The 1,628-nt window shown below is 41.1% G+C and carries 2 protein-coding genes; both read left to right on the top strand.

All coding sequences use genetic code 11. The features are described from left to right. Positions 1–98 precede the first annotated feature (98 nt). Positions 99–1,052, top strand: coding sequence for an IS110 family RNA-guided transposase (locus C4S38_RS15650; RefSeq protein ID WP_103984482.1), 954 nt, complete (start codon positions 99–101; stop codon positions 1,050–1,052). Positions 1,053–1,060: 8 nt separating this feature from the next. Further along, entirely contained in the window at positions 1,061–1,357 is a 297-nt protein-coding gene (locus C4S38_RS15645) for a hypothetical protein (RefSeq protein WP_103984481.1), read from the top strand. The last annotated feature ends 271 nt before the right edge of the window (positions 1,358–1,628 follow it).

Here is a 1,628-nt window from a genome sequence, read left to right as displayed (position 1 = left end):
TATGAAATCCCCATGAGATAAAAAAAACTCGCCAAAGAGAATGAAAATAGTTAAGCTGAAGTTACCTTTGTAGTATCAACTCTACAAATGATTCGACTATGACTGAAGTTACATTCCCTCAGTTGATACAGCGTGCATGCGGTATTGACGTCCACTTGAAGGTAGTGGTGGCAACAATTAACGGAGAAGGTCTCAAAAAAGAGACCCGCTCGTTCGGAACCTTCACGAGTTCTTTGAATGAATTGAAAGAATGGCTATTGTCCAACAATGTCACTCACGTGGCTATGGAAAGTACCGGTGTTTATTGGAAGCCTGTTTACAAAGTGCTTGAAGGCTTTATTCCAAATGTTTGGATTGTCAATGCGCGCCATATTAAGAATGTGCCCGGGCATAAGACAGACAAGATGGATAGCGAATGGATTTGTAAGCTTCTGCTTGCAGGTTTACTCAAACCTAGCTACATACCTCCAAAGGAACAGCGTCAGCTACGTGATTTAACTCGGTATCGGAATAAGCTGATACAGCAGATAGCCTCAGAAAAAAATCGGATGATGCGTATTTTGGAAGATTGCAATATCAAGCTGTCAAGTGTAGTGAGCAGTACATCAGGTGTCACAGCCACAGCATTGATTGACATGCTTTGTGAAGGCAAACAACTTACTTTGGATGACATTAAGAGTGTTTATCATGGTAAGCTGGCTGCATCGCCTGAAGAATTACTGGAAGCCTGTACTGGATACGTTGAGGAACATCATATCTATTTGCTACAAATGATACGCAAGGATATTGATAACACTCAAGTTCTGATTGATGACTTATCCGATAGGATCAAGGCCTTGTTATCCAAGTACGACAATGTTTTGGAACTCTTAAAAGAGATTCCCGGCTTTAGTACAAAGGTTGTTGAGGATCTCGTAGCAGAAATAGGACTTGATATGTCTCATTTCCCAACTGAGAAGCATCTTGCGTCGTGGGCTGGGATGGCACCGGGCAACAATGAGAGCGCAGGTAAAAAAAAAGCGCAAGAATCACTCACGGAAACAAACAAGTAAAATCGGTTTTGACAGAAGCCGCATGGGCTGCGACCCGTACAAAGAATACGTTTTTCAGTGAGCGATATCATCGAATTGCTGCCCGTAGAGGAAAGAAACGCGCTTTGATAGCAGTGGGGCACTCTCAAATAGTATCCGTTTATCTCATTTTGAGTACTGGCGCAAGTTACCGCGAACTTGGAGCACAATATATGCAGGAGAAGATAGAGAAGAAACGCAAGGCTTATCTCTCTTCTGAACTAAAGAAGTTGGGCTATGAAGTGACTCTAACGAAATCAACAACTGCATCAACTATCGGAAACTAAAGGAAAAAAAATAAAGGCCGACTCTTACTGGAATATCCCCAGTCCGAATATGAAATTGGTCTCAACAGCTAAGCACCAAAGAATGTGACTTATGGACACGTGTATGAAACTTTATTATTCTTAGCTGTTATTCTTATCGTTGAACAATAGTCGCACTTATGACCTTCATGAGTGCTATTCTTTCTTTTGCTCAAAAAACTCGCAGATGTTAAATTAATTGTAAAACCAGTCTTACAAGCTGTGTAGGACGCTTAATATTTACGTATGAAAA

The organism is Parabacteroides chinchillae, from assembly GCF_900108035.1.
Classification (GTDB): Bacteria; Bacteroidota; Bacteroidia; order Bacteroidales; family Tannerellaceae; genus Parabacteroides; species Parabacteroides chinchillae.
The sequence above is the reverse complement of the archived record's forward strand: the minus strand, read 5'-3'. Positions and strand labels throughout refer to the sequence as shown.